The sequence below is a fragment of the Streptomyces sp. NPDC006207 genome, assembly GCF_040613835.1.
Classification (GTDB): Bacteria; Actinomycetota; Actinomycetes; order Streptomycetales; family Streptomycetaceae; genus Actinacidiphila.
Genome location: NZ_JBEXSX010000030.1, coordinates 57,252 through 80,989, shown reverse-complemented (window position 1 = coordinate 80,989; position 23,738 = coordinate 57,252). Strand labels below are relative to the sequence as shown.

Genomic DNA, 23,738 nt, shown 5'->3' with positions numbered 1-23,738 from the left:
CTGCCGTGGCGACCATGCTACCGGCCGATCACGCCGGGGTGAAAAGCACGGTGTGGCGGCCGGGGTCGGCCTGCGTCAGACGGACCGGGAGCGGCTCGCCGAGCGGGAGGGGTGCGGCGCCGCCGCGGACGCGGGCGACGACGGCCGGGGCACGCAGGTGGACCGTGCCGGAGGTCGGGTCGGAGTCCTTGATGTCGATGACGTAGGCGTCGAAGACCTCGCCGACGCGGTCCTTGAGCAGGGCCGCCTCGACGAGGTCGAGGGAGGCGCTCTCGATGGTGGCCGCGAAGTGCGATCCGCCGCGCATGTCGCGGGGCAGGTCCCGGAACGCGGCCGCGACCCACTCCGGCGGCTCCTGGCCGGCCACCGCGGCCAGGCAGAACTCGGCGGCGTAGCGGTCGACGAGGCGCCGCAGGGGCGCGGTGCAGTGCGTGTACGCCTCGGCGACGGCGGCGTGCACGGCCGGCTCGGCGGGGTGGCCGGGCCAGAAGGGCGTGTAGTCGGCGCCGCGGAACAGGCTCGTCGCCTCGTGCAGGAACGCAGCGTGGGTGGTGCGCTCCGGGTCCAGGGTGCGGACGAGTTCGGCGTACGAGGTTATGTGCGGCCAGTCGATGCGCAGCGCCGCGGCCACCCTGCGCAGCCTGGCCACCTCCCCGTGCGGGGCGAGCGGGAGCGTACGAAGGATGCCGGTGCCGGAGCGGAGCATGACGCCGGCGGCGACCATGCCCGTGAGCAGGGAGATCTGGGCGTTCCAAACGTCGACGGGGCGCGGCGCCCGGTACCGCAGGGCGTAGCCGCCGTCGAGCTCCACGACCTCCTGCTCGGGCACGTTCAGGGAGATCCCGCCGCGGGCCCTCTCCTGCTCCTCGCGCAGCCGGCCGACGGTGCGGAGCAGCGCCACGGGCTCCTCGGCGGTGCCGGCGTCGATCGCGTGCTGCACGCCCGCGTAGTCCAGCCGGGCGCGGCTGCGGACGAGCGCCCGGCGGACGTCGACGTCGGTGACCGCGCCGTCCGCGTCGAGGTCGATCCGCCACAGCACGGCGGGCCGGTCCTGCCCGGCCAGCAGGCTGGCCGCCCCCTCGCCGAGCACCGGCGGGTGCAGGGGCACCCGGACGTCGGGGAAGTACAGGGTCTGCACGCGCCGGTGCGCCTCGGCGTCCAGCGCGCCGCCGGGCGTGACGAAGGCGGCGGCGTCGGCGATCGCGTACGACACCCGGTAGCCGCGGCCGCCCTCGCGCACGGCGAGGTGCATCGCCTGGTCCAGGTCGAGCGACCCGGGCGGGTCGACGGTGAAGAACGGCACGTCGGTGGCGTCGTACGCGGGCAGCCGGGGATCGCGCGCCGCCTCCTCGGCCTCCCCGAGCACGTTCGCCGGGAAGTCCCGCCGCACGTGCAGGTCCGCGCGGAGCGCGTCCAGCGCGGACCTCAACCGGACTCCGTCGGCGGTGGTGACGCGCAGGGGACGACGAGGCATGGAGCGAGCCTAAGTCGGGCGGTCGTAGGCTGCACTGCACCGGGGAAACGTGAAGGAGAACAACAGTGCTCGTCCTGCTACCGCCGTCCGAGGGCAAGGCCACCGACGGCACCGGCCCCGCCGTCGACCTGGGCTCCCTCTCCCTGCCCGGGCTCACCACGGCCCGCGCGACGGTGCTGGACGAGCTCGTCGGGCTCTGCGCGGGCGGCGACGAGGACAAGGCCGCGGACGTGCTCGGGCTCAGCCCCGGACTGCGCGGCGAGATCGCCCGCAACGCGGGGCTGCGCGAGGCGCGGACCCGGCCCGCGGGCGAGATCTACACCGGCGTGCTCTACGACGCCCTCGGCCTGGACACCCTGGACGCCGCCGCCCGGCGCCGGGCCGCCCGCTCGCTGCTGGTCTTCTCCGGGCTGTGGGGCGCGGTCGGCGTCCGGGACGCGATCCCCGCGTATCGCTGCTCGATGGGCGTGAAGCTGCCGGCGCTCGGGTCGCTCGCCACGTACTGGCGCACGCACCTCACCGAGGCCCTCCCGGACGCCGCGGAGGCCGCGGGCGGGGGCCTGCTCCTGGACCTGCGGTCCTCGGCGTACGGGGCGGCGTGGAAACCGGCCCCGCGCAGCGCGCTCGCGGGGCGCACGGCGACGGTGCGGGTGGTGCAGGCCGAGACGCGGAAGGTCGTCAGCCACTTCAACAAGGCGACCAAGGGGCGGATCGTGCGGGCCCTCCTGGAGTCCGGGGCGCGCCCCGGGAACCCCGACGCGCTCGTCGCGGCCCTGCGCGACCTGGGCTTCACGGTGGAAGTGCCTGCGCCCGGCCGCCTCGACGTGTTGGTGACGGACGTCCACTGAGTTCTTGTGCGGGTGGGTTGTGGTTGCGGCTCGCTGTTGTGTGCGGGTCGTTTGCGCCTGCGGCGGGCATCCCCCGCCCTCCCGCCCGATTGCCCGGCGCGGTCAGTGCGGGCCTCGCACCGTGTGCCTGGGTCGGGGCCGCGCCGGCGCACGTCCTCAGCGCTCGCGGTTTACCCCCACATCGTTCGGCGCCGCGCGTACCGCTCGTCGGTTCCGGGCGCACCCCGCCACACCCCCTCCCGTTGTGTGGGCGCATGACGGCCGGTGGGGGTTCAGAAGGGCACTTGTGGCAACCCCGGACCGCCTTCTCACCCCTACCGGCCGTTAGTCGCCTAGACAACCGGAGGGGTGTGGCGGGGTGCGCCCATGGGGGTCCCCCCGACCGAAGGCTGGGGGGCGTGCCCCGGCGCGGCACCGGCCCCACAACGACCGCGCGAGGCGGTCACTGACCGCGCCGGGCAATCGCGCGGGAGGGCGGGGGACGCCCGCCGCAGGCGCAACGGAGCCGCACACAACAACAGGCCGCAAGGGGCACCCCGTTGCGCAGGCTGCAACGCGCGTTGCGGGGGCCGCACGGGGGCGGCACGATGCCACGGTGCTGAACCTCGCCCCCGCCGCCCCCGTGATCCCCGTCCTCACGCTGGACGACCCCGCCGACGCGGCCCCGCTCGTCCGGGCGCTGGTCCGCGGGGGGTTGACCGCGGTGGAGTTCACGCTGCGGACGCCCACCGCGCTGGAGGCGATCGCCGCGGCGGCCCGCGAGGTGCCCGAGGCAGTCGTGGGGGCCGGGACCGTGGTGCGGGCGGAGCAGGTGGGGGCGGCGGCGCGGGCCGGGGCGCGGTTCCTGGTGAGCCCGGGGTGGACGCCGGGCCTGCTGGACACGATGACCGCGTCCGGGCTGCCGTTCCTGCCCGGCGTGTCGACCGCCTCCGAGGTGGTCGCCCTGGCCGAACGCGGCGTGACGGAGCTGAAGTTCTTCCCCGCGGAGGCGGCCGGCGGCACGGCGTACCTCAGGGCGCTGGCCGCCCCGCTGCCGGACGTCCGGTTCTGCCCGACCGGCGGCATCGACGCGGAGCGCGCGCCGACGTATCTGGCGCTGCCCAACGTCGCCTGCGTGGGCGGTAGTTGGATGGTCCCGCAGGACGCCCTGCGGGACCGCGACTGGGACCGGGTGGAGCGGCTCGCCCGCGAGGCGGCCGCGCTGCGGGCAACGGCGCGGCCCGCGCCGTCAGCGCAGGTGTGACGTGTCGTTGAGCAGCCGCAGCGACGCGTTCCCGTCCCCGTAGTACGCCACCGCCGACAGCGCCGCCGGCGACAGCTCCATCCGGAACAGCGACTCCGGCGGGGCGCCCAGGGCGAGGCGGACCAGGGTCTTGATCGGGGTGACGTGGGTGACCAGCAGGACCGTGCGGCCGGGGTGACGGGCGAGGAGCTTGTCCCGGGAGAGGGAGACCCGGCGGGCGACGGCGGCGAAGCTCTCCCCGCCGGGCGGGGCGGCCTTGGCCGAGCCGAGCCAGGCGTCGAGTTCGTCCGGGTAGCGCTCCTTCGCCTCGGCGAAGGTGAGCCCCTCCCAGGCGCCGAAGTCGGTCTCGCGCAGCCCTTCGTCGACGCGTACGTCGAGGCCGAGCCGGTCCGCGACGGCCTGCGCGGTCTGCCGGCAGCGCGCCAGCGGCGAGGTGACGACGGCCTGGACGGTGCCGCGGGCGGCGAGGGTGTCGGCGGCGCGCCGGGCCTGCCAGAGGCCCTTCTCCGAGAGTTCCGGGTCGTCGCCGCCGCTGCCGGAGAAGCGCTTGTCCGCGGTGAGCGGGGTCTCGCCGTGCCGCAGCAGGACGAAGGTGGTGGGCGTGCCGAGGTCGGCCGCCGCCGCCCAGCCGACGGGCGGGGCCTTGGGTGCCTCGTCCACGGCCTCGTCCACCGGTTCGGGCTCGGTGGCGGCGGTGACCAGCGCGGCGGCGGAGCGGCCGGGCTCCCACTGCTCGCCGCGCTTGCCGGCGTCCATCGCCTCGTTGGCGAGCCGGTCGGCGTGCTTGTTCTTCTCGCGCGGGATCCACTCGTAGCTGACCTGCTCCGCCGGCAGGACGGTCTTCGCCTCGGCGGCCAGCGGCCGCATGTCCGGGTGCTTGATCTTCCAGCGGCCGGACATCTGCTCGACGACCAGCTTGGAGTCCATCCGCACCCGTACCCGGGCCTGCGGGTCGATCGCGCGCGCCGCGCGCAGCCCGGCGATCAGGCCCCGGTACTCGGCGACGTTGTTGGTGTGCCGGCCGATGAACTCGGCGGCCTCGGCGAGCACTTCACCCGTGGCGCCGTCGCAGACGACGGCGCCGTACCCGGCCGGTCCCGGGTTGCCCCGGGACCCACCGTCGGCCTCCACCACCAACGTACGGGCCATTACAGGCCCGACTCGGGGGTGCGGACGAGGATGCGGCGGCAGTTCTCGCAGCGCACGACCTCGTCGGCGGCGGCCGCCCGCACCTCGTTGAGCTCGGTGATGTTCAGCTCCAGCCGGCAGCCCTCACAGCGCTTCTGGTAGAGCCGGGCGGCGCCGACGCCGCCGGACTGGCCGCGCAGCTTGTCGTAGAGCTTCAGCAGGTCGGCGGGGACCGAACCGGCGATGATCTCGCGCTCCTTGGTGACCGTGGAGCCCTCGGCGTCGATCTCCTGCAGCACCACGTTGCGGCGCTCCGTGGACTCGCCGGCCTTGGCCTGCACGGACTCCAGGCGCCCGGTCAGCTCCTGGACCCGCTCCTGCAGGCCCTCGCGGCGCTCCATGACCTCCAGGACGACGTCCTCGAGGTCGCTCTGCCGCTTGGCGAGCGAGGCGATCTCGCGCTGCAGGTTCTCCAGGTCCTTGGGGGAGGAGACCGCGCCGGAGTCCAGCCGCTCCTGGTCGCGGACGGCGCGCTTGCGCACCTGGTCCACGTCCTGCTCGGCCTTGGTCTGCTCGCGGGCGGTGTCGCTCTCCTCGGTCTGGGCGGCGACCAGCAGGTCGCGCAGCTGGGTCACGTCGGAGTTCAGGCGCTCGATCTCCGCGTGCTCGGGAAGGTTGATGCGCTTGTGGTCCAGCTGCGCGAGGCGCGCGTCGAGGGCCTGGACCTCAAGCAGTCGGATCTGGTCTGCGGGCGCGGCTTTCAGCGGGGGGCTCCTGAGGTCGTGGGTTCGTCAAGGGGAAGTGCCGGGGCGTGGGCCGTCCACGGGTCGGTGACGGCGCGCGAAACGGACGTTCGCAGTGCCCAGCCGTGCCGTTCGCAGACCTCGTCGAGCCGGCGCGCGGCCTGCTCGCACCAGGGCCATTCGGTGGCCCAGTGGGCGGCGTCGACGAGCGCGGGCGGACCCGCCTGCTGCGCCTCGGACGCCGGGTGGTGGCGCAGGTCGGCGGTGAGGTAGACGTCCACCCCGGCCCTGCGCACATCGTCGAAGAGGCTGTCGCCGGAGCCGCCGCACACCGCCACGGTGCGGACCTGCCGCTCCGGGTCGCCCGCGACGCGCAGTCCGGTCGCGGTGGCCGGCAGGCCGGCCGCCGCACGGCGCGCGAACTCCGCCAGCGTCATCGGCTCGGGCAGTTCGCCGATCCGGCCGAGGCCGCGGCGGCCGGCCGGGTCGGCGGGGTCGGGCACGAGGGGTCCGGTGACCCGCAGGCCGACGGCCTCGGCGAGGGCGTCGGAGACCCCGGGGTCGGCCCGGTCGGCGTTGGTGTGCGCCACGTGCAGCGCGACGTCGTTCTTGATCAGGGTGTGCACGACGCGGCCCTTGAAGCCGGTCGCCGCGACCGTCGTCGTCCCGCGCAGGTAGAGCGGGTGGTGCGTGACCAGCAGGTCGGCGCCGGTGGCGATCGCCTCCTCGACGACCTCCCGGACCGGGTCGACGGCGAACAGGACCCGGCCGACCTCCGCGTCCGGGTCCCCGCAGACGAGACCGACGGCATCCCACTGCTCGGCCCATGCCGGAGGCCAGAGGGCTTCGAGGGCGGCGATGACGTCGGACAGTTTCGGCACGGGTCGAGGTTACCGCGCCGGTGGCGGGCGGCCGGAATCCCGGGCTGGTCATGAGCACACCGAGCATCCGAAGTCCGACGGAACGGGACGAGAGCCACCCTTATGTGTGAAGACCACCAACTCGTGTCGGACGCCCGGGCGTGCCAAAACTAGCGTCGTGGCCCGGAGGTGAGCCACACCATGACAGCCTGCGCCACCGAGACCACCACCGTGCGACGGGCCGGGTTCACGATCGCCGCGGACGGCTCCTACGCCGCCTGCCTGGCCCAGGCACCCGACGGGGGTGACGGCTGGTACCCCGAGCGCTGGACGCTCGGCGGGCCCGAGCCGTACACCGTGCCCCTGCCCGGCAACCAGCCCGAGGAACAGTGCTCCGAGGTCCTGCCGTTGCCCGACGGCCGCGTGCTCATCCGCCGCCGGGTCGCCGACCGGTACGACCTCGCCCTGCTCTACCCGACCGGTCCCGGGACCGGCGAACTGCTCGTCGGCTCGCTGCCGGGCGGGGACGCGGAGGCGCGACTGCTGCCCCCGGTCGCCTCCGGCGAGGCGTACGCGCTCACCTACGACCCGGTGCGCGAGGTGTCGGCGGTGTGGCTGGTGCACGACGACCGGGACCTGCGGCCGCGCCGGCTGGCGGAGGTCCCGGGCCGCTGCGGGGGCGGCGCGTGGCTGGACCGGGCGGGCCGGCTGCTCGCGCTGGACCGCGAGGCGGAGGGGACGGTCAAGACGGTCGCCGTCGACCTGGAGCGGGCCGGGGCGGTCAGCCCGCTGCTGCAGATCACCGAGGGGAGCAACGACCGGTTGCTGCTCGCGGAGCCGGACAGCGGGCTGCTGATAGTGCGCACCGACGCCACCGGCGAGGACCGCATCGGCTGGGGCGTCCTGGGCAGCCGCCGGCCCCTGCGGTTCGCCGAGTGCCTGCGTGTCCCGGACGCGGTGCTCACCCCGTTCGCGGCGCAGCCCGGCCAGGTGCTGATGCCCGAGGCGTGCGCGGTGGCGCTGCGCGCGGACGGCCCGCACGGCACGTCGCTGGCGGTCTGGCGGCCCGGGGAACGCCGTACCACCTGGCTGTCGGCGCCGGAGGGCTGGCTGCCCGGGGCCGGCCTGTGGTCGGACCGCGGGGTGCTGCGCCTGCCGTACGCCTGCACGCACTGCCCGTGCGGCACGGTGGAGTACCAGGCGCCGCCCGCGGTGCCCGTGCCGCCCCCGCCGGGGAGCGCGGCGGAGGGCGCTCCCGCGGACGTCCCGGAGGCGGCCACGACCAGCCCTGTGCTCCCGTTGCAGAAGGCGCCGCTGGCCACAGGATCTTGAATCGGTAAACTCCTGCGGCGTTCCGCGCACCTTGCACGCTAGTCACGGGGAGTTTCCTCATGTCCGATGCCCGACACGACACCGCCGCCGAGGCCCGCCTCGAGGACGGTTCCGCCGAGGGCCAGCACGCCGGCCGCCACCGCGGTACGGCTTCCGCCCAAGACGACAGCGCCCAGGTGGTCCAGGCGCCGCACGGCCGCCACCGCCGCCCCTCCGGGCCCCCCGCCATGGAGGTCTGACGGGCCCGGAGCCCGGAAGGCCCGGTTCAGCCCCCGTGGCGCAGGGCCAGGACGTCGGTGGCGGCGAAGGTGTCACCGGGGTCACGGCCCGCCCAGTACGGGGTGAGCAGGTCGTCCAGCTCGTCGTGGGTGAACGCCTCCTTGGCGGTGTCGAACCTCGCCGCGACGCGGGGGCGGTCCATCACCGCCACCATCCCGCCGTGCACGACGAACAGCTGACCGGTGATCCGGTCGGCCGCCGGTGACGCCAAGTAGCCGACGAGCGGGGCGACATGCTCCACCCCCAGCGGGTCCGGCCCGTCCCCGGGCCGCCCGAGGCCCGCGAAGACGTCCTCGGTCATCCGCGTGCGCGCCCGGGGGCAGATGGCGTTGACGCGTACGCCGTACCTGCCGAGGGCGGCGGCCGTCGACGAGGTGAGGCCGACGATGCCGCCCTTGGCTGCCGCGTAGTTGGGCTGGCCGGCCGAGCCGGCGAGGAACGCCTCGGACGAGGTGTTGACGACCCGGCCGTAGACCGGGGCGTCCGTGGTCTTGGCGCGCTCGCGCCAGTGGGCGGCGGCGAACCGGGTGGTGGCGAAGTGGCCCTTGAGGTGGACCCGGACGACGGAGTCCCACTCGTCCTCGGTCATCGAGAAGACCATGCGGTCCCGCAGGATCCCCGCGTTGTTGACCAGGATGTCGAGGGCCCCGTACGTGCCGACCGCCAGCGCGACCAGGTCCTGCGCCTGCCCGAAGTCGGCGACGTCCCCGTGGTGCGGCACCGCGTGGCCGCCGGCGGCGGCGATCTCGGCGACGACCTCGTCCGCGGGGGTCGCCGACGCCGCGCCGGAGCCGTCGCGGCCGGGCTGCCCGTAGTCGTTGACGACCACGTTGGCGCCCAGCCGCGCCAGTTCCAGCGCCTCCGCACGGCCCAGGCCGCGTCCGGCCCCCGTCACGATCGCCGTCCTGCCGTCCAGCACGCCCATGCCTTCTCCAGCCCTGGTGTCAGACCGCGATGCAGGTGCGCAGCGCCTCACCGCTGCGCATCTGGTCGACGGCCTCGTTGATCTGGTCGAGCCGTACGCGGTGGGTGATGAGCCCCTCCAGGTCCACGCGTCCGGCGCGCCAGAGGCGGATGACGCGGTCGTAGGACCGCAGGACGTCGCCGCCGCCGTAGAGGGAGGGCAGGATGCGCTTCTCGTCGAAGAAGAGCTCGAACATGTTGATCTGCAGGAGGTCGTCCATCGCCCCGGCGCCGACGACGCAGAGCGTCCCGCCGCGGCGGGTGGTCTCGTAGGCCGTGCGGGCCGTGGCGCTGCGGCCGACGACCTCGAAGACGTAGTCGAAGCCCTCGCCGCCGGTGATCTTGGCCTTGGCGTCGGCCAGTTCCTCCGGGGCGACCGCGTCGGTGGCGCCGAAGCGCAGGGCCGCGTCGCGGCGGGACTCCACGGGGTCGACGGCGATGATCTCCGAGGCGCCGGAGGCGCGGGCCCCCTGGATGACGCTGATGCCGACGCCGCCGCAGCCGATGACGGCGACGGACGAGCCGGGGGTGACCCGCGCGGTGTTCAGCGCGGCGCCGATGCCGGTCGTGACGCCGCAGCCGATGAGGGCGGCGATCTCGTACGGCAGGTCGTCGGGGATGGGCACGGCGCAGGAGGCGGAGACCACGACCTCCTCGGCGAAGGTGCCGGTGCCCGCGAAGCCGAAGACGTCCCCGGCGGGGCGGCGGAAGTTGGGCGTACCGGCGTTCATGAAGCCGGCCAGGCACAGGTGGGACTGGCCGCGCCGGCAGGCCGGGCAGGCGCCGCAGGCCGGGAGCCAGCAGACCAGGACCCGGTCGCCGGCCGTGAGGCCCTCGACGCCCTCGCCGGTCTCGACGATCTCCCCGGCGCCCTCGTGGCCGGGGACGAAGGGCGCCGGCTGCGGCAGGACGCCGCTCATGGCGGACAGGTCGGAGTGGCACAGCCCGGTCGCCCGCAGCCGGATGCGCACCTTGCCCGGGCCGAAGCCCACCGTCTCGATGTCGTCGACGACCTCGAGCTTGTCCTGGCCGATCTCCTGCAGGAGCGCTGCACGCATGGGTGTTCCCCTCTCCCCTCCGGGGCCTACGAGTACTCGACGACGGTGTCGGCGAGGACCGGCGCGTCGTCTCGTTCGACGGCGGTCGCCGACGCCAGGACGCGGCCCTGTTCGGACCACATCCGGATGCGCAGGGTCTCGCCGGGGAGGAAGACCCCGGCGAAGCGGGTGGAGCAGGACCGTACGCGGCCCGCGTCGTCGCCGAGCAGGGTGTCGACGACGGCCTTGAGCGTGATGCCGTAGGAGCACAGGCCGTGCAGGATGGGCCGGTCGAAGCCGGCGTGCTTGGCGAACTCGGGGTCGGCGTGCAGCGGGTTCCAGTCGCCGGAGAGCCGGTAGAGCAGCGCCTGGTCCTCCCGGGTGGCACGCAGGACGGTGCGGTCGGGGGCCCGTCCGGGCGGCGCGGTGCGGGCGGAGGGGCCGCGGTCGCCGCCGAAGCCGCCCTCGCCGCGGACGAAGATCTGCGCGTCGGAGGTCCACAGCGGCCCCTGCTCGTCGGTGACCTCGCGGCGCAGCACGATGACGGCGGCCTTGCCCTTGTCGTACACGTCGGCGACGCGCGAGGTCTGCAGCGCCCGGCCGCGGACGGGGACCGGGCGGTGCACCTCGATGCGCTGCGCGCCGTGCAGGACGGCGGCGAGGTCGATCTCGATGCCGGGAAGGGACAGCCCGCCCCGGGCGTCCCCGGCGGCGACCGAGCCGCCGGCGACGGTGGCGAAGCTGGGCAGGACCTGCAGGCCGGGGCCTTCGAGGGCGTAGTTGAGGGTGTTCGCGCCGAGGCCCAGGTGGTAGAGGATGACGTCCCTGTGGTCCCAGACGAGTTCGGCGCTGCGGGGTTCGGCCGAGGTGGCGGCGACGACGTCGATCGGCATGTCCGGCGGCTCCTTCGCTGCGCGGTGGGCCCTGGCGCGGCCGTCCGCACCGTCGGCCCCGCCAGGGCGTCTACTAGAACGCGTTCTAGCCAGCCCATGTATAACGCATCGCCCGGCCGCTGGGAATAGCTGACGCGTCGTCAGAACGGACGCCGGTAGTGACATTTGTCCTGCCCGGGTCCGTACATTCCCCACTGACCCGGCGGGGGGCGGCCGCCCTAGTGTCGGTGACATGACGACGACAGTGAATTTCACCAGGGCCGTCAAGACGTTCGGCGCGGTACGCGCGGTGGACGGCGTCGACCTGGAGATCCGGCGGGGGGAGTCCGTCGCCCTGCTCGGCCGCAACGGCGCGGGCAAGTCCACCACGATCAGCCTGCTGCTCGGGCTCAACGAACCCGACAGCGGCGAGGTCAGGCTCTTCGGCACCACCCCGCACACGGCGGTCCGCGCGGGCCGGATCGGCGCGATGCTGCAGGACGGCCGGCCGATCCCCCGGGTGACCGTACGGGAGCTGCTCACCTTCGTGGCGCGCACCTACCCACGCCCCATGCCCGTGGCCGAGGCCCTGGAGCTGGCCGGCCTCACCGAGGTCGCCGGCCGCCGCGCCGACCGGCTCTCCGGCGGCCAGGCGCAGCGGGTCCGCTTCGCCGTGGCCCTGGCCGGCAACCCCGAGCTCATCGTGCTGGACGAGCCCACCGCCGCCCTCGACGTCGAGGCCCGGCGCGCCTTCTGGGACTCGATGCGGGCGTACGCGGCCCGCGGCAACACCGTGCTGTTCTCCACCCACTACCTGGAGGAGGCGGACGAGAACGCCGACCGCATCGTGGTCATCGACCGCGGCCGTGTCGTCGCCGACGACAGCGGCGAGCGCATCAAGCGGGCCGTCGGCGGCAACCTCGTCTCCTTCGACCTGGCCGGGACCCCCACCGAGGGCCTGCGGCAACTGCCCGGGGTGGTGACCGTGGAGGTCCGCGGCGACCGCGCCCTGCTGCGCTCCGCGGACTCCGACGCCACCGTCGTCGCCCTCGCCGACCGCGGCATGGTCCGCGGCCTGACGGTGACCGCCGCCAGCCTGGAGGACGCGTTCCTCTCCCTGACCTCGCAGTCCTCCGCCGAGGACGCCACCCCCGCCACCGCCACGGACACCGCCGCCCTCACCGAGGAGAAGGTCTGATGCTGCTCGCCTACGTCTCGCTGGAGATCCGCCGCACCCTGCGCGACGCCGGATTCGTGATCTTCGGCGTCGGCATGCCCGTCATGATGTACCTGCTCTTCACCAACCTCGGGGTCAGCGGCTCGGAGGAGGACAAGTCCATCGCGCTGGCCTCCATGATCGGCATGGCCGCGTACGGCGCGCTGGGCTCGGCGGTGTCCACCGGGTCCAGCGTCGCGGAGGACAAGGGCCTCGGCTGGCTGCGCCAGCTGCGGATCACCCCCATGTCCCCGCTGCTGGTCGTCACCGGCCGCTGCATCAGCGGCTCGGTCACCGTGCTGCCCGCCATCCTGGCCGTCCTGCTGGCCGGCGGGCTCGTCAACGGCGTCGAACTGGAGCCCTGGCAGTGGGCGGCGGTCGGCGGGCTGCTGTGGATCGGCACCGCCCCCTTCACCCTGCTCGGCCTCGGCAACGGCTACCGGCTGTCCGGGCAGACCACCGGCGTGGTGAACATGGCCTGCAACCTGGGCCTGTCCGTCGTCGGCGGACTGTGGATCCCCTCGTCCGTCTTCCCCGGCTGGCTGCGGGCGGTCTCCGAGTGGACCCCGTCCCACCGCTTCGGGCAGCTCGGCTGGAGCATCGCCGACGGCGCGGTCCCGCGGGCGGGTACCGTCGCCGTGCTCGCCGCGTGGACGGCCCTGTTCGGCGCGTACGCCGTGTACGCCTACCGCCGCTCGGCACGCACCCCGTGAAGACCACCGGCACCGTGGAGAAGGAGGAGACGACGGCCATGGCGACGACGGAATCCCGGCCCCCGCTGCCGGCACGCATCTGGCGCGAGTGGCGGCACCTGCGGGTGACCCGGTCCGCCTCCGCGGAGATCGAGGACCTCAAGCCCCCGACCCGCTTCACCTTCCTGCCCTGGCTGCTGATGGGCGTGGGCGCCCTGTCCCACCTCCTGCAGGGCAAGGCCGCCAACCCCTGGCTCGGCGGCCTCGGCCTGCTGGCCTTCAACTCCCTCTACATCGGGGTCGTCTTCACCGCCCTCAACCCGCGCGCCGCGGCCGGGAAGGCGCCCCGGCTGTACCTGCTCGCGCTGGCCGCCGTCACCTACGCCCTCGCCATCGGCTACGGCGGCAGCTGGCTGGTGTTCTTCCCGCTGCTGTCGCTGGCCGTGGGGATCGTGGTGCGCGGCCGGCGGATGGGTCCCGTCCTCGTCGCCCTCGCGGTGTCCGCCGGGATCGTCTCCGGGCTGCGCAGCGGCGACATCTGGGACGGCGTGTCCATCGGGTACGGCAGCCTCATCTCCGGCCTGGTGACCGCGGCCATGCTCACCCTCTTCGACGCGGTGACCCAGCTGCGCGCCACCCGCCAGGAGCTGGCCCGCAACGCCGTCGCCGAGGAGCGGCTGCGCTTCTCCCGCGACCTGCACGACCTGCTGGGGCACACCCTCTCCGTGGTCGTCGTCAAGGCCGAGGCCGCCCGCCGGCTCGCCCCGCGCGACCTGGACGCCGCCCTCGCCCAGGTCGCCGACATCGAGGCGGTGGGGCGCCAGGCCCTCACCGAGATCCGCGAGGCCGTCACCGGCTACCGCGAGGGCAGCCTCTCCACCGAGCTGGACCGCGCCCGCTCGGCCCTGACGGCGGCCGGGATCGAGGCCGTCGTCAAGGAGTCCGGCCCGCCGCTGCCCTCGCAGACCGAGGCCCTCCTCGGCTGGGTGGTGCGGGAGGGGGTGACCAACGTCGTACGGCACAGCGGGGCCACCACCTGCGTCATCGAGCTCGCCGGCGCCGACGGTCAGGTACGCCTGCGGATCACCGACGACGGCCGCGGCGTAGGCTCGGCCCCCGGGTCGGGCTCCGGCCTGAAGGGGCTCACGGAGCGGCTGGCCGCGGCCGGCGGTTCCCTCGGCACCGGCCCCGCGCCCCGCGGCGGGTTCCGGGTCGTCGCCGAACTGCCGGTGGAGGAGGAACAGGCCGTATGAGCAGCCCCATCAAGGTCCTGCTGGCCGAGGACCAGGGCATGATGCGCGGGGCGCTCTCCCTGCTGCTGAACCTGGAGGACGACATCGAGGTCGTCGCGGAGGTCGCCGCGGGGGACGAGATCGTCACCACGGCGCTGGAGGCCCGGCCCGACGTCGCCCTGCTCGACATCGAGCTCCCCGGGCGCAGCGGGCTCGACGCGGCGGCGGAACTGCGCGAGCGGCTGCCGCAGTGCAAGGTGCTCATCCTCACGACCTTCGGCCGCCCCGGGTACCTGCGCCGCGCCATGGAGGCCGGGGCGTCCGGCTTCCTGGTCAAGGACGGCCCCGTCGAGGAACTCGCCGCCGCGATCCGGCGCGTCCTCGCCGGGCACCGCGTCATCGACCCCGCCCTGGCCGCGGCCGCCCTCAGCACGGGGCCCAGCCCGCTGACGCCGCGCGAGCAGGACGTGCTCAACGCGGCGGCGGACGGGGCGACGGTGGCGGACATCGCGGCGCGGGTGCATCTGTCGGAGTCGACGGTGCGCAACTACCTGTCCTCCGCCATCGGGAAGACGGGCACCCGGAACCGTACGGAGGCGGTGCGCACGGCCCGCCACAACGGGTGGCTCTGACCCTCTGCCCGGGGTGCGTTCTGTGGGGCCCGGTTGTCGTGTGCGGGCTGCCTGCGCCTGCGGCGGGCATCCCCCGCCCGCAACACACAACGGCGCCGCACACAACAACGGGCCGCGGGGGTCACCCCCCGCATCGGGGACCGCACGCGTGGGGGACGATGGGGGGCATGAGCACGCCACCCCCCGCAGACGTCCCCGCGGACGCACTGGCCGCCTTCGAGGCCGCGAAGGGCTTCATGCCCACCCACGAGGGCCTCGCCCTCCACGCGGCCGCCGCCGACGCCGCCACCCGCCTCCCGGGCCTGCCCCTGCTGGAGGTCGGGACGTACTGCGGCCGCTCCACGATCCTGCTGGCCGCCGCCGCACGCGAGGCCAAGACCGTCGCCGTCACCGTCGACCACCACCGCGGCAGCGAGGAGCAGCAGCCCGGCTGGGAGTACCACGACACGGCGCTCGTCGACCCCGAGGTCGGCCTGATGGACACCCTCCCCACCTTCCGGCGCACCCTGCACGCCGCCGGGCTGGAGGAGCACGTGGTCGCGGTCGTGGGCCGCTCCCCGCAGGTCGCGACGGTGTGGGGGAAGCCGCTCGCCCTGGTCTTCATCGACGGCGGGCACACCGACGAGCACGCCGGCAACGACTACGAGGGCTGGGCGCCGCACCTCGCGCAGGACGGCCTGCTGGTGATCCACGACGTGTTCGCGGACCCGGCCGACGGCGGCCAGGCGCCTTGGCGGATCTACCGGCGCGCGCTGGAGTCGGGCGCGTTCGAGGAGCTCTCGGTGACCGGTTCCCTGCACGTACTGCGGCGTACGGGCCCGGGAATCTGAGCCTGCGGATAGCATCGCTGACGTGTTCAAGACCAAGACACGCATCGCCGTGGCCGTGACCGCGCTGGTGCCGACGTGTGCGGCGGCCTGGCTCGTATGGACCGCGTCGGGCGATCCGGCAGCCGGCAAGAACGCCGACCTCTCGCTGAACGCGCAGCCGCTGCCGCCTTCGGCCGCGGCGTCGCAGCAGCCGTCGGCGCCGAAGGCCCTGTCCGTCGCCAAGCCGCTCGCCGGGAAGGTCGTCGTCCTCGATCCGGGGCACAACACGAGCAACAGCCGCCACACCCGCGAGATCAACCGCCTGGTCAACATCGGCACCGGCCGCAAGGCGTGCGACACCACGGGCACCGCGACCAACTCGGGGTACTCCGAGGCCTCGTACACGCTGGACGTGTCCCGGCGCGTGAGGGCGCTGCTCGCGGCGCGCGGCGCCACGGTGAAGCTGACGCAGGACGGGAACCGCGCGTACGGCCCGTGCATCGACGAGCGCGCCCGGATCGGCAACAAGGCGAAGGCCGACGCCGTCGTGTCGGTGCACGGCGACGGGTCGGCGGCCGGCAACCGCGGCTTCCACGTCATCCTCCCGGCCTCGGTGCACCGCGGCATCGCCGACACCCGCAAGATCGTCGCGCCCTCCAAGCGGCTGGGCACCGCCGTGAAGAACCACTTCGCGACGGCGTCCGGCACCAAGCCGTCCAACTACGTGGGCCGCGGTACGGGCCTGGTCGTCCGCAGCGATCTGGGCGGGCTCAACCTCAGCACCGTGCCCAAGGTGCTGATCGAGTGCGGCAACATGCGCGACCCGAAGGACGCGGCGCTGATGAAGAGCGCCAGCTGGCGGCAGAAGGCGGCCAAGGGCATCGCGGACGGCATCACGGCGTATTTGCAGGGCAGGCAGTGATCGACCGGTGTCCATCGGGTCCCGATCCTGTCACCGGGACCCTGCCGGGCTCAGCCGCGGACGCGCGTCCTCATACGATGGGGAACAGCCCTGCGACAGCGATGACGAGACGACTGACAAGGACCCCCCGTGAATAACCGCTCCCTCACCCGAGGAGACGGCGCGGTGATCGGCGCGGCGCTGCTGCTGCTGATCGCCTCGTTCCTGAACTTCTACGCCGCGAAGAACTGCGACGCGGACGGGTGCGCCGTCAGCGCCTGGAAGAGCGAGCTGTTCCCGCTGCTGCCCTCGGTGCACCTGCTGGGCCTGGTCGCCGCCGGCCTGTTCGTGGCCTCGCGTTTCCAGCCCGAGGGGCGCAAGGTGCTCGGCATCGGCCTGGCCCAGTGGGGCGCGGTGCTGTCCGTGGCCGCCGCCTGGGACGCCCTGTGGTCGCTCTTCAACGGCAACGAGGCCTTCGAGCTGGGCGCCGGCGCCTACCTCTCCTTCGTCGCCGCCGCCGCTCTCGCCGCCGCCATGCTGCTCACCCTGCAGGGCCTGCCCGCGCTGAAGGCGCCGCTGCTGCCCGCTCCCAAGCCGCAGCAGCCCCAGCAGGCGCAGCCGTACGGCGGCCAGCAGGGCCAGCCGTACCCGGGCGTGCAGCAGGGCGGCTACGGGTACCCGGGGCAGACCGGTGGGCACGGCGCGCCGGCCGACCCGTCGTTCGGCGGCGGGCAGTACGGCTACCCGCAGGCACAGCAGCAGCCCCAGCAGCAGCCGCAGGCCCAGCCTTCGGCGGAGTTCACGGCCTTCTGGTTCGCGGTGCCCGTGGCGCGGCCGCTGTACGCGGAGGACGGTTCGGGCCGGCAGATCGCCGAACTGACCCCCGGCACCTGGTACCTGGCGGTGGACCAGAGCGGCACCGCCCTGGTCGCGCAGACCCAGGACGGCCGGCGCGGCGTCCTGCAGGACGCCGGCGGCATCCAGCGCGGCTGATCCCCCCGCTCCTCGCGCACCAGCCGTGCCCCGGGCCGTCCGGTCCGGGGCACGGCTGTTCCCCTTCCGGGGCGGGGGAGGTTGCCGTACCGTACGGCTGACATACCGTCAGATGCGGCAGGAGGCCTGCGCATGCGGCTCGGTCTGGCCCTCGGCTACTGGGGGCGCGGCCCCTCCCCCGACCACCTGGCCCTGGCGCAGGAGGCCGAGCGGCTCGGCTACGACTCGGTGTGGACGGCCGAGGCCTGGGGCTCGGACGTGTTCACCCCGCTCACCTGGATCGCCGCGCACACCAGCCGGATCCGGCTCGGCACGGGCATCGCCCAGATGGCGGCCCGCTCCCCCACCGCCACCGCGATGCACGCGCTGACCTTGGACCACCTCTCCGGCGGCCGGGTCATGCTGGGTCTCGGCCTGTCGGGACCGCAGGTGGTGGAGGGCTGGTACGGCAGGCCGTTCCCGCGCAGTCCGCTGACCGCGACCCGGGAGTACGTGGACGTCGTGCGGCAGGTGCTGCGCCGCGAGGGCCCGGTGGCGCTGGACGGGCGCTTCCATCCGCTGCCGTACGCGGGGCCGGACGCGACCGGCCTCGGCAGGCCGCTCAAGCCGATCACGCATCCGCTCCGGGCCGGCCTGCCGATCCTGCTGGGCGCCGAGGGCCCGAAGAACATCGCCCAGACCACCCGCATCGCCGACGGCTGGCTGCCGCTGTACTGGTCGCCGTTCCGCACGGACGTGTACGAGGCGTCGCTGGCGGACGCGCCGAAGGAGTTCATGATCGCCCCGATGGCGCGCGCCCGGCTGTGCGACGACCCGGCGGAGGGGTTGCTGCCGGTGAAGGCGATGCTCGGCTTCTACATCGGCGGGATGGGCGCCGCCTCCCGCAACTTCCACGCCGACCTGATGGCCAGGATGGGGTACGAGGAGGAGGCCCGGCGTATCCAGGAGCTGTTCCTGGCCGGGCGGCGCGAGGAGGCGGTGGCGGCGGTGCCGGACGCCTTCGCGGACGAGATCTCGCTCGTCGGCCCGCGCGGGAGGATCGCGGAGCGGCTGGAGGTGTGGCGGTCGGGCCCGGTGACCGACCTGCTGGTCACCGCGCCCGACCCGGCCACCCTGCGGGTGCTGGCCGAGCTCATCCGCCGCTGAGCTGGGACAGCGAGGGCACCTTGTCGGTGACCTTGGCGCCGGCGTCCTCGCCGGCCGACTTGACGCCGCTGATGGTGTCCTGGAAGGTGCCCACGATGTCGTCCGTGCCCTGGCCGCTGCGCAGCTTGGCCGGCAGGTCCTTGAGCGAGTCGATGCCCGCCGTCAGCGGGGCCACCAGCTTGGAGAGGGTCGGGTCGCCCTTGGCGTTCTCCGAGGCGGCCTTGAGCCGGTTGTAGGCGAAGGCCCCGGCGAGGCCGGCCTTCACCAGGGTGAGCTTGCGGCCGTCGGCGTCCTTCTTGAACTTGCCCTCGCGGTAGGGCTTGACGATCCACTGGTAGGTCGCCCCGGCGGCCAGTCCGGCGTTCGCGACGAAGCGGGTCTTGGCGAGCTTCTGCTTCTGCACGGAGGAGGTAGGGCTCGCGGTGCCGCCGCTCGCGCTCCCGTCGGAGTCGCCGCCGCAGGCGGGGACCACGAGGAGGACGCCGGAGAGCAGGAGGGCGGTCAGGGCGCGGCGCAAGGGCATGACGGTTACTCCCGGGGGATGCGGTGCGTGATCGCATCCTCGCCCGGGCCCCGGCGACCGGCCACCGCACAGGGCCGTACGGGGCGTCAGGCGCGCGCCGGCCCGCCACGTTTCAGTCCGCCGATCGGGGCAAGACGGCAGGTATGTCCAGACGTTATCGCGGCAATCTGGCGGCCACCATCATCATGGTGGCCGCGGACGTGGCGGCATTCATCCTGATCCTTTGGATCGTGCTGTGGGTCCTCGACGCCAACCGGGCGAACGACCTCGTGGAGTGGATCCACGACATGGCGTCCTGGCTCGGTGGCTGGGCCCACGACATCTTCTCCACCCAATCCGCATGGGCGCGCACCCTGCTGAACTACGGTCTGCCGGCGGCGGTCTACCTGATCGTCGGGCACGCCGTGGCGGGTCGCGTCAACCGGGCCTGACGCCCGCTCACCGGCCGGCGCAGCACCCCGCCGCCTCGGGCACCAGCCCGAGCGGCAGCCGTTCGCCCCCGAAGACCGCCGTCGTCGCCTCGTCCCCTCCCAGGGCGGCGACGGCGAGCAGCAGGGCCCCGGCCGTCCACGTGGTGCGTTCGCGGGGCCACACCGCGGGTCCGGTGCCGGCCTGCGCGTCGCCCTCGAAGACGTACCCGGTCCAGTACATGCCGTCCTCGGCGCGCAGGTGCCGGATCGCGGCCAGGATCTCCACCGCGCGGTCGGACTCGCCCATCGCCCACAGGGCGAGGGCGAGTTCCGCGCTCTCCCCGCCGGTCACCCAGGGGTTGGGCACCACGCAGCGGACCCCGAGGCCGGGCACGACGAACTCGTCCCAGCGTGCCAGGACGCGCTCCCGGGCGGCCTCGCCGCGCAGCACCCCGCCCAGGACCGGGTAGTACCAGTCCATCGAGTAGCGGTCCTTGTCCAGGAACCGCTCGGGGTGGTGGGCGATGGCGTGCCCGAGGGCACCGGCGGCCAGCTCCCAGTCGGGCTGCGGGTCCTCGCGGTGCTCGGCGACGGCCAGCGCGCAGCGCAGCGCCTGGTACATCGACGAGCAGCCGGTCAGCAGCGCCTCCTGCGGGAACGTCCCGTCCTGCTCGCGCTTCCAGGCGATCTGCCCGCCGGGCAGCTGGAGTTCCAGGACGTACTCGACGGCCGCGTACAGCACCGGCCACATGCTCTCCACGAAGGCGTCGTCGCCGGTGGACAGGTAGTGGTGCCACACGCCGACGGCGACGTAGGCGCAGAAGTTGCTCTCCCGGCCCAGGTCGGTGGGCTCGCCCTCGGCGCCGTCGGCGTAGCCGTAGGCGGCGTACCAGGAGCCGTCCGGGTTCTGCCTTCGGGCGAGCCAGGCGTAGGCGGCCTCGGCGTGCTCGTGCTCGCCTGCGGCGTCCAGCGCCATGGCGGCCTCGACGTGGTCCCAGGGGTCGAGGTGGCCGCCCTCGAACCACGGTATGGCGCCGTCCGGCCGCTGGACGGCGAGGATCCCGGCGACGGTCTGCGCGGCCTGCTCGGAGGTCAGGACGCCGGGCAGGACGAGGTGTTCGGTCCGCCTCACGCGTCGACGCCCGCCTTCGGGTTGTGCGGCTTGGTGGCGTAGGCGACGAAGCTCTTGCCGATCAGCGGGTTGAGCGTGTTCTCGGCGAGCCGGGTGGCCAGCGGCTTCTTCATGATGTCCCAGACCAGCAGCTTGTGGTACAGCTTCACCGGCAGGGCCTTGTCGTTGTCCACGCCGACGGCGCACTTGATCCACCAGTACGGGGAGTGCAGCGCGTGCGCGTGGTGGGTGCCGTACGGGCGCAGGCCCGCCTCACGGATCTTGCCCAGCAGCTCGTCGGCCCGGTAGATGCGGATGTGGCCGCCCTCGACCTCGTGGTACGCGTCGGACAGCGCCCAGCAGATCTTCTCCGGCCCGTAGCGCGGCACGGTGATCGCGATCAGCCCGCCCGGCTTGAGGACGCGCACCATCTCGGCGAGCACGCCCTTGTCGTCCGGGATGTGCTCCATGACCTCGGAGATGATGACGCGGTCGAAGCTGTCGTCGGGGAACGGCAGGCTGAGCGCGTCGCCCTCCATGGCCGTGGCGGTCGCACCGGCCGGGGCCTCCCCGGCCTCCTTCATGGCGGCGAACCACTTGGCGACCTCGCGGATCTCGTCGCCGTTCCGGTCCAGGGCGACCACGTTCGCACCGCGCCGGTAGCACTCGAAGGCGTGGCGGCCCGCGCCGCAGCCCAGGTCGAGCACGCGGTCACCCGGAGCGAGCGGGAAGCGGGAGAAGTCGACGGTCAGCACGTGGAGTCTGCTTTCGTCCGGGACGGTGACTGGACAGTGGGCCGCGGCCCCCCGGCGGCCTCGATCGCCGCGCGGTAGTGCTCGGCGGTGCCGATGGCGGCCCGCTCCCAGGTGAAGCGGGCCAGTACGCGTTCCCGGCCGGCCCGGCCGAGACGGCGGCGCAGCTCGGAGTCGCGCAGCAGCCGGCCCAGCGCCGCGGCCAGCGCGCCCGGGTCCCCCGGCGGCACGGCGAGGCAGGTCTCCCCGTCGGGCCCGGCCACCTCGGGGATGGCACCGCCGGTGGTCGCGACCAGCGGCGTCCCGGTGGCCATGGCCTCGGCGGCCGGCAGCGAGAACCCCTCGTACAGCGACGGCACGCACGCCACCTGGGCGCTGCGCACCAGGCGGACCAGCTCCGCGTCGCTGATGCCCTTGACGAAGTCGACGGCACCGCCCAGCCCGTACCGCTCGATGGCGGCGGCCACCGGGCCGTCGTCGGCCCGCTTGCCGACGACGACGAGGTGCGCGTCGGGGTGCTCGGTGCGCAACTTGGCGAGGGCCTCCACGAGGTGGACCAGGCCCTTGAGGGGCACGTCGGCGCTGGACGTGGTGACGATCCGGCCCGGCACCTCGGGCACGGACGGGTCGGGCGAGAACAGCCCGGTGTCGGCGCCGATGTGCACGACGTGCACGCGGTCCTCGCGCACCCCGAGGTGGTCGACGATCTCCTGGCGGGAGCTGCCGGAGACGGTCAGCACGGACGGCAGCCGGCGCGAGACCCGCTTCTGCATCCGGGTGAAGCCGTACCAGCGGCGCACCGACGCCCGGCGCTTCCACCCCTGCGCGACGTCGAGTTCGAGCTGCCGGTCGACGGTGACGGGGTGGTGGATGGTCGTCACCAGCGGCGCGCCGAGGGAACGGGGGCCGCCCAGGAGGCCGTAGCCGAGCGTCTGGTTGTCGTGGATGACGTCGAAGGCCCCGCGCCGGGCGGCCAGGTGACGGCGGGCCCGCAGGCTGAACGTCAGCGGCTCGGGGAAGCCGCCGGTCCACATCGTGCCGACCTCCAGCGCGTCCACCCAGTCGCGGTACTCGCCGCGCTTCGGGGTGCGGAACGGGTCCGGCTGGCGGTAGAGGTCCATGCTGGGCAGCTCGGTGAGGCGTACCCCGTCACCGACCGCGTCGAGCACAGGGTAGGGCTGGGCGCCGATCACCTCGACGCTGTGCCCGAGCCGGGCGAGTTCCCTGGACAGATGGCGTACGTAGACGCCCTGACCCCCGCAGAACGGGTTCCCCTTGTAGGTGAGCAGCGCGATCCGGAGCGGCCTGGCCTCTGCGGTCACTCACGGCCCCCTTCTCACTGCACTTCAGCGGGAGCGTAGCCGCCCGTGCCTTGCTAGAACAAGTTTCAGATTCGGTTACTCAGGAGTTGGCCCGAGAGCACGAAGATACCTGTAGCCGTGCGGGGTGCCCTGGTCGGTCCGGGTGATTCCCGCCACGCCGTGCCTGCGGCCGCGCCCGGTGTTCGTGTGCGGCTCCGTTGCGCCTGCGGCGGGCGGGGGATGCCCGCCGCAGGCGCGAACAACCCGCACACAACCACCGGGCCGCAAGGGGCACCCCCCGCAGAAGGGCACCGCAGTACGCTGGGGGCCGGTTCCGCACGGCGCACAGATTCGGATTGGGACAGATGACCGCAGCTCCTCAGCCGACGCCGTCCCCCGTGCCGCTGACCGAGCGTCAGGAGGCCCGCCGCCGCCGCATCCTGCGCACCAGCGCCGAGCTCGCCGTGCGGGGCGGATTCGACGCCGTCCAGATGCGCGAGGTCGCCGAGCAGTCGAACGTCGCACTGGGCACCCTCTACCGCTACTTCCCGTCCAAGATCCATCTGCTCGTCGCCACGATGCGGGACCAGCTGGAGCACCTCCACGAGGCGCTGCGCAAGCGCCCGCCCTCGGCGGCCGAGCCCGCGGACCGCGTGGCGGAGACGCTGATGCGCGCCTTCCGCGCGATGCAGCGCGAACCGCACCTCGCGGACGCCATGGTGCGGGCGCTGACCTTCGCCGACCGTTCCGTCAGCCCGGAGGTGGACGCCGTGTCGCGGCTGACGACCGCGATCGTCCTGGACGCGATGCGGCTGGACGGGCCGCCCGGGCCCGAGCTGCTCTCCGCGGTCCGCGTCATCGAGCACACCTGGCACTCGGCCCTGGTGACCTGGCTGTCGGGACGCGCCTCGATCGCCCAGGTGAAGATCGACATCGAGACGGTGTGCCGGCTGATCGACCTCACCGATCCGCGCCGCGCGAAGCCCTGACTCCTCCGGCCCGGTCACTCCTCGGGCGGGAAGACCGCCTCGCCGGAGCCGGCCAGCGTGATGCTGATCGCCTCCACCGGGCAGCCCTCCGCCGCCGCGAGCAGCGCCTCGGCGGCATCGGTGTCCGGGGCCGCCGGGTGGGACTGGCGGGCGGAGTCGAGGGTGAAGCCGCCCGGCGCGGAGTTCACGCACATGCCCGAGCCGATGCACACCCCCCGGTCGACCTCGATGTGCCACCGGTCCCCCACGGGG

At 74.0% G+C, this 23,738-nt stretch carries 26 protein-coding genes; 14 read left to right on the top strand and 12 right to left on the bottom strand.

Features of this window, described 5'->3' with window-relative positions; translation table 11 throughout:
• Positions 1-28: 28 nt before the first annotated feature.
• Entirely contained in the window at positions 29-1,474 is a 1,446-nt protein-coding gene (locus ABZ312_RS24010; protein WP_500438740.1) for an RNB domain-containing ribonuclease, read from the bottom strand.
• 65 nt (positions 1,475-1,539) lie between these two features.
• Between ABZ312_RS24010 and yaaA the strand changes: the two genes are divergently transcribed.
• Positions 1,540-2,322, top strand: coding sequence for a peroxide stress protein YaaA (gene yaaA / locus ABZ312_RS24005; RefSeq protein WP_500360670.1), 783 nt, complete (start codon positions 1,540-1,542; stop codon positions 2,320-2,322).
• A 595-nt stretch (positions 2,323-2,917) separates the two neighbouring features.
• Positions 2,918-3,565 (top strand): bifunctional 4-hydroxy-2-oxoglutarate aldolase/2-dehydro-3-deoxy-phosphogluconate aldolase, encoded by a 648-nt coding sequence (gene eda, locus ABZ312_RS24000; protein WP_500438739.1) that lies wholly within the window; start codon positions 2,918-2,920, stop codon positions 3,563-3,565.
• Here the strand turns inward: eda and ABZ312_RS23995 are convergent.
• The 3 genes from ABZ312_RS23995 to ABZ312_RS23985 are packed head-to-tail and all read right to left on the bottom strand — an operon-like array spanning position 3,551 to position 6,317.
• Positions 3,551-4,714: a bifunctional RNase H/acid phosphatase gene (locus ABZ312_RS23995; protein WP_500438738.1), complete on the bottom strand. Its 1,164-nt coding sequence runs from the start codon at positions 4,712-4,714 to the stop codon at positions 3,551-3,553. The genes eda and ABZ312_RS23995 overlap by 15 nt on opposite strands.
• Positions 4,714-5,457 carry a zinc ribbon domain-containing protein gene (locus tag ABZ312_RS23990; RefSeq protein WP_500322399.1) on the bottom strand — a complete coding sequence of 248 codons (744 nt, stop codon included), beginning with the start codon at positions 5,455-5,457 and terminating at the stop codon, positions 4,714-4,716. The genes ABZ312_RS23995 and ABZ312_RS23990 overlap by 1 nt, the downstream gene beginning before the upstream one ends.
• Entirely contained in the window at positions 5,454-6,317 is an 864-nt protein-coding gene (locus ABZ312_RS23985; RefSeq protein ID WP_500438737.1) for a Nif3-like dinuclear metal center hexameric protein, read from the bottom strand. Before ABZ312_RS23985 ends, ABZ312_RS23990 begins: the two co-directional genes overlap by 4 nt.
• A 180-nt stretch (positions 6,318-6,497) precedes the next feature.
• Between ABZ312_RS23985 and ABZ312_RS23980 the strand changes: the two genes are divergently transcribed.
• Together ABZ312_RS23980 and ABZ312_RS23975 are read left to right on the top strand one after the other, a co-directional pair.
• Positions 6,498-7,628: a hypothetical protein gene (locus ABZ312_RS23980; RefSeq protein WP_500322199.1), complete on the top strand. Its 1,131-nt coding sequence runs from the start codon at positions 6,498-6,500 to the stop codon at positions 7,626-7,628.
• Positions 7,629-7,687: 59 nt separating this feature from the next.
• Positions 7,688-7,867: a hypothetical protein gene (locus ABZ312_RS23975; RefSeq protein ID WP_500359208.1), complete on the top strand. Its 180-nt coding sequence runs from the start codon at positions 7,688-7,690 to the stop codon at positions 7,865-7,867.
• A 26-nt stretch (positions 7,868-7,893) separates the two neighbouring features.
• On the opposite strand, the gene ABZ312_RS23970 is transcribed toward ABZ312_RS23975, so the two are convergent.
• Genes ABZ312_RS23970 through ABZ312_RS23960 form a run of 3 tightly spaced genes read right to left on the bottom strand, consistent with a single transcriptional unit; the run spans position 7,894 to position 10,800 of the window.
• On the bottom strand, positions 7,894-8,832 hold the full coding sequence (locus ABZ312_RS23970) for a 3-oxoacyl-ACP reductase (protein WP_500438736.1): 939 nt from the start codon (positions 8,830-8,832) through the stop codon (positions 7,894-7,896).
• A gap of 19 nt (positions 8,833-8,851) precedes the next feature.
• A complete protein-coding gene (locus ABZ312_RS23965; RefSeq protein WP_500438735.1) occupies positions 8,852-9,928 on the bottom strand; it encodes a Zn-dependent alcohol dehydrogenase in 1,077 nt (358 codons plus the stop codon).
• Between the two features lie 26 nt (positions 9,929-9,954).
• Positions 9,955-10,800, bottom strand: coding sequence for a MaoC/PaaZ C-terminal domain-containing protein (locus ABZ312_RS23960; RefSeq protein ID WP_500322194.1), 846 nt, complete (start codon positions 10,798-10,800; stop codon positions 9,955-9,957).
• A gap of 244 nt (positions 10,801-11,044) precedes the next feature.
• Between ABZ312_RS23960 and ABZ312_RS23955 the strand changes: the two genes are divergently transcribed.
• The 8 genes from ABZ312_RS23955 to ABZ312_RS23920 all read left to right on the top strand — a co-directional run bounded on the left by ABZ312_RS23955 (position 11,045) and on the right by ABZ312_RS23920 (position 18,400).
• Positions 11,045-11,977 (top strand): ABC transporter ATP-binding protein, encoded by a 933-nt coding sequence (locus ABZ312_RS23955; RefSeq protein ID WP_500322398.1) that lies wholly within the window; start codon positions 11,045-11,047, stop codon positions 11,975-11,977.
• Positions 11,977-12,708 (top strand): ABC transporter permease, encoded by a 732-nt coding sequence (locus tag ABZ312_RS23950; RefSeq protein WP_500322192.1) that lies wholly within the window; start codon positions 11,977-11,979, stop codon positions 12,706-12,708. The genes ABZ312_RS23955 and ABZ312_RS23950 overlap by 1 nt, the downstream gene beginning before the upstream one ends.
• Positions 12,709-12,746: 38 nt before the next feature.
• Positions 12,747-13,940, top strand: a complete 1,194-nt coding sequence (locus ABZ312_RS23945; protein WP_500359217.1) for a sensor histidine kinase — start codon at positions 12,747-12,749, stop codon at positions 13,938-13,940.
• The gene (locus ABZ312_RS23940; protein WP_500322191.1) at positions 13,937-14,551 is read left to right on the top strand and encodes a response regulator; all 615 of its coding nucleotides are present in this window, start codon (positions 13,937-13,939) and stop codon (positions 14,549-14,551) included. The genes ABZ312_RS23945 and ABZ312_RS23940 overlap by 4 nt, the downstream gene beginning before the upstream one ends.
• Positions 14,552-14,709: 158 nt before the next feature.
• Positions 14,710-15,381 (top strand): class I SAM-dependent methyltransferase, encoded by a 672-nt coding sequence (locus ABZ312_RS23935; protein WP_500322189.1) that lies wholly within the window; start codon positions 14,710-14,712, stop codon positions 15,379-15,381.
• A gap of 22 nt (positions 15,382-15,403) precedes the next feature.
• The gene (locus ABZ312_RS23930; protein WP_500322187.1) at positions 15,404-16,282 is read left to right on the top strand and encodes an N-acetylmuramoyl-L-alanine amidase; all 879 of its coding nucleotides are present in this window, start codon (positions 15,404-15,406) and stop codon (positions 16,280-16,282) included.
• Positions 16,283-16,411: 129 nt separating this feature from the next.
• On the top strand, positions 16,412-17,254 hold the full coding sequence (locus ABZ312_RS23925) for a DUF5336 domain-containing protein (RefSeq protein WP_500359211.1): 843 nt from the start codon (positions 16,412-16,414) through the stop codon (positions 17,252-17,254).
• A gap of 132 nt (positions 17,255-17,386) precedes the next feature.
• Positions 17,387-18,400 (top strand): LLM class F420-dependent oxidoreductase, encoded by a 1,014-nt coding sequence (locus ABZ312_RS23920; RefSeq protein ID WP_500322184.1) that lies wholly within the window; start codon positions 17,387-17,389, stop codon positions 18,398-18,400.
• On the opposite strand, the gene ABZ312_RS23915 is transcribed toward ABZ312_RS23920, so the two are convergent.
• Positions 18,387-18,923, bottom strand: a complete 537-nt coding sequence (locus tag ABZ312_RS23915; RefSeq protein ID WP_500322182.1) for a hypothetical protein — start codon at positions 18,921-18,923, stop codon at positions 18,387-18,389. The two genes, ABZ312_RS23920 and ABZ312_RS23915, sit on opposite strands and share 14 nt — an antisense overlap.
• Positions 18,924-19,066: 143 nt before the next feature.
• Here ABZ312_RS23915 and ABZ312_RS23910 point away from each other — a divergent pair, with 143 nt between their 5' ends.
• The gene (locus tag ABZ312_RS23910) at positions 19,067-19,354 is read left to right on the top strand and encodes a hypothetical protein (RefSeq protein WP_499511603.1); all 288 of its coding nucleotides are present in this window, start codon (positions 19,067-19,069) and stop codon (positions 19,352-19,354) included.
• A gap of 7 nt (positions 19,355-19,361) precedes the next feature.
• Here the strand turns inward: ABZ312_RS23910 and ABZ312_RS23905 are convergent, their stop codons facing one another.
• From ABZ312_RS23905 to ABZ312_RS23895, 3 genes are read right to left on the bottom strand one after another with little or no spacing between them, the layout of a single operon-like run.
• A complete protein-coding gene (locus tag ABZ312_RS23905; protein ID WP_500322180.1) occupies positions 19,362-20,465 on the bottom strand; it encodes a prenyltransferase/squalene oxidase repeat-containing protein in 1,104 nt (367 codons plus the stop codon).
• Positions 20,462-21,199: a class I SAM-dependent methyltransferase gene (locus ABZ312_RS23900; RefSeq protein ID WP_499511605.1), complete on the bottom strand. Its 738-nt coding sequence runs from the start codon at positions 21,197-21,199 to the stop codon at positions 20,462-20,464. The genes ABZ312_RS23905 and ABZ312_RS23900 overlap by 4 nt, the downstream gene beginning before the upstream one ends.
• Positions 21,193-22,518 (bottom strand): glycosyltransferase family 4 protein, encoded by a 1,326-nt coding sequence (locus tag ABZ312_RS23895; RefSeq protein WP_500322179.1) that lies wholly within the window; start codon positions 22,516-22,518, stop codon positions 21,193-21,195. Before ABZ312_RS23895 ends, ABZ312_RS23900 begins: the two co-directional genes overlap by 7 nt.
• 344 nt (positions 22,519-22,862) lie before the next feature.
• Here ABZ312_RS23895 and ABZ312_RS23890 point away from each other — a divergent pair, with 344 nt between their 5' ends.
• Positions 22,863-23,486 (top strand): TetR family transcriptional regulator, encoded by a 624-nt coding sequence (locus ABZ312_RS23890; RefSeq protein ID WP_500322178.1) that lies wholly within the window; start codon positions 22,863-22,865, stop codon positions 23,484-23,486.
• Between the two features lie 14 nt (positions 23,487-23,500).
• Here the strand turns inward: ABZ312_RS23890 and ABZ312_RS23885 are convergent, their stop codons facing one another.
• A complete protein-coding gene (locus ABZ312_RS23885) occupies positions 23,501-23,734 on the bottom strand; it encodes a ferredoxin (RefSeq protein ID WP_500322177.1) in 234 nt (77 codons plus the stop codon).
• Positions 23,735-23,738: the final 4 nt, after the last annotated feature.